Genomic DNA, 2,981 nt, shown 5'->3' on the forward strand with positions numbered 1-2,981 from the left:
CCCAACCCCCAACCCCCTATGTACATCGACGACGAAGAACTCCGAGGACTATACAAAACCTCCGCTACCGAACACATCCAAGCGATCGAGTCGGCATTAATGCAGTTAGAAAAGCAACCGCAAAATTCGGCTGTATTAAAAGAGTTATTACGCTCGGCGCACACGCTCAAAGGTGACTCGCGGATGTTGGGAGTGGAGGATGTCGAAACACTCGTTCACCAGATTGAAGAGTGTCTGATGCCCATCGACAAAGGTGGTGCGGCAATGACAGAACAATTGTGCGATCGATTGTATTTGGGTTTGGATACCATTAAGAAACTCGCCCATACGGCGGTAACTGGCGAACCCAACGATGTCAATATGTTTTATATATTGGCCACATTAATGGGTGATGTCGATGCCAATGCCATTCCGTCGATCCCAGCATCACCGACAACAGCTACTCTATCCGATCGCACGGCGCAAGCCTTGAGTTTTGACGATAGTGGCATCGATATGGATGCTACCGCCTCTGATGGTTGGATGAGTGCGGGTGACGACAGCTCTTTGTTCGATACGCCTACAGATTTGTGGGTACACGAACGCCCCGCTGCGCCGCTGCCAACTGTAGCAGAACCGCTATCGATCGAAGCAATGGAGATTCAACCTCCAGCTCCAGGATCGTTAGAGTCATCCCAACTCAAAGCCAGTTTCTTGGAGTTAGCCGCAGATTTATTTCCAGCAGATTCAACTCTGCCGCCGTTGGATGCTCAAACAGGCTTAAACGACTTTACCATGATGCCTGGTACCGCCCAGATCGAAGATCTGCCGAGCGAGATGCCTACTGACTATCTGCTGTTTGCCCCAGACGATAACTTTACCTTAATTCCCAGTACCGAAATTGACGTTGGCGAAGCCTCCCTGAAAGGGAATCGCGCTTTCGATCTGGAGGAGCGGTCTTTGTCGGATACGGGTTTCCCGCTATTAGATGCTCTCCCCGTAGACTCGCCACTCGATCGGCACAACTCTACCAAAGAGGATGATGATTTGTTCTCTTCCTCTTTTGACAACCTGCTAGTTCCGCCGCTAGAAAATATCCCAGCAGAGGAATTCCCGACGTTAGCGGATCGCCCAGAAGCCCAGCCACCAGTCGAGGAGAAGATCGCACCGCCAATTGTTGCTACACCAAAAGCCCCACCTGCTCCAGCCACCGGGATTGGTGACGATCGCATCGACACAATTCGAGTCGATGCCAAACAGTTAGATGCCTTGATGGGACAATCTGGCGAAATTAATGTCATCAACCAACAGATTGCCAGTAGGTTACTCGATCTAGACACCTTGCTCGAACTTTGGGAAAATGGCAGTCGCGATTATCAGTCTCTGCAAAACTCGATCCAGCAAAATCCTTCCCAATTGTCCCTCGATCGGCAATTGAGTCACCTCGATCGTCAGTGGGCGCAGATGGGAGCTTTGATTAGTAAGTTCAAAAAAGCGATCGGTGGTGATAGTTCGAGATTAGAACTAGTTACCTCCGCTCTCGATTCGGGCGTCAAAAAGCTCAGACTACTACCGCTAGCGACGATTTTGAATCTCTTTCCTCGGATGGTAAGAGATTTAGCCAAAACTCAATCTAAAGAAATTAATTTCGCGATCGAAGGTGGCGACCTACTCCTCGATAAACGCCTCCTAGAAGAGATTAAAGACCCATTAATGCATATTTTGCGAAATGCGATCGATCACGGCATTGAGACGCCTTTAGAACGCCAGCAGAACGGTAAATTGGCCGCTGCAACCCTGCTCATTCAAGTCCGCCAAACTGGCAACCAAACCACGATCGAGATCCTTGACGATGGGCGAGGGTTGGACATACAACGGATTAAAGCGACCGCAATTAAGCGGGGACTGCACACCAAGGCAGAATTAGATGCCATGAGCGTCGATCGCATCCAATCCCTGATCTTTGCCTCGGGCTTTTCTACCCGCGCGCGGGTCACCGAGCTATCCGGACGCGGTGTGGGCTTGGATATCGTCAAGACCAATATCGAACGCATCAAAGGCTCAGTCGATGTCGAATCATCACCCGATCGCGGTTGTACGTTCCGGATCGTCCTCAGTCACGCGATCGGTAGTTCGCAAGTGATGATGGTCGAAGTCCGCCACCAAACCTACGCCATCCCCGTCGAATATGTCGATCGGATGTTGCTGGTCAACAAAGCGGAAATCTTCGCACTCGGCGGTACTCCGACCACTCAGATTAACGGTCAAACGACGACAGTGGCTTGGCTGGCAGACTTGCTCTCTCTACCCGCGCTCGCTCCCAATTCTCCTGGAGAACTAACTCGCACGAGTAAATCGATCGCCTGCTTACTGCTCCAATCGGGACGGCAACAATTAGCACTATTAGTCGATCGGATCGAAGATCGTCAACTAGTGACGGTCGAGTCGCCCCATCCCTTGCTCCACAATGTCCCCCATCTTGCTGGGGCGACAATTTTGGGCACGGGAGAAGTCTGTCTGGTACTCAATCCCCTGGATTTGTTTGCCACGGCTGGGGGCAATCGTCCGAGCGGTTCGATAACCGCTGCCGCGACGACCCCAATGTTTGCGACTCAAGCTCCTGCCATTCTCTTGGTAGAAGACTCACTTGTAATTCGCACGCAGATGACGCGGATTCTCCAGGGGGCTGGCTACCGCGTCACCACTGCCAATGACGGCGTCGAAGGCTGGGAAAAACTCCAAGCCGAGCAATTCGATCTCGTCGTCTCTGACGTCGAAATGCCGCGCTGGGGCGGTCTCAAACTTACCACTGAGATTCGCAATCATGCTGACTATCAGCATCTCCCGATCGTCTTAGTGACCACACTCTCCCAATCCGCCGATCGCGATCGCGGCTTTGAAGCTGGTGCCACCGCCTATCTCACCAAAGGCGATTTCGACCAGCAACTTTTGCTCGATACGCTCAATCGGTTGATCTGAGTTGGGAGTGCGGAGTTGGGAGT

At 51.9% G+C, this 2,981-nt stretch carries 1 protein-coding gene; it reads left to right on the top strand.

All coding sequences use genetic code 11. The features are described from left to right. Nucleotides 1-2,958: hybrid sensor histidine kinase/response regulator (locus C7B77_RS27205; RefSeq protein WP_106312408.1), on the top strand; the 2,958-nt coding region annotated here is incomplete at its 5' end. Nucleotides 2,959-2,981 lie beyond the last annotated feature (23 nt).

It is taken from the genome of Chamaesiphon polymorphus CCALA 037 (assembly GCF_003003845.1).
Lineage (GTDB): Bacteria > Cyanobacteriota > Cyanobacteriia > Cyanobacteriales > Chamaesiphonaceae > Chamaesiphon > Chamaesiphon polymorphus.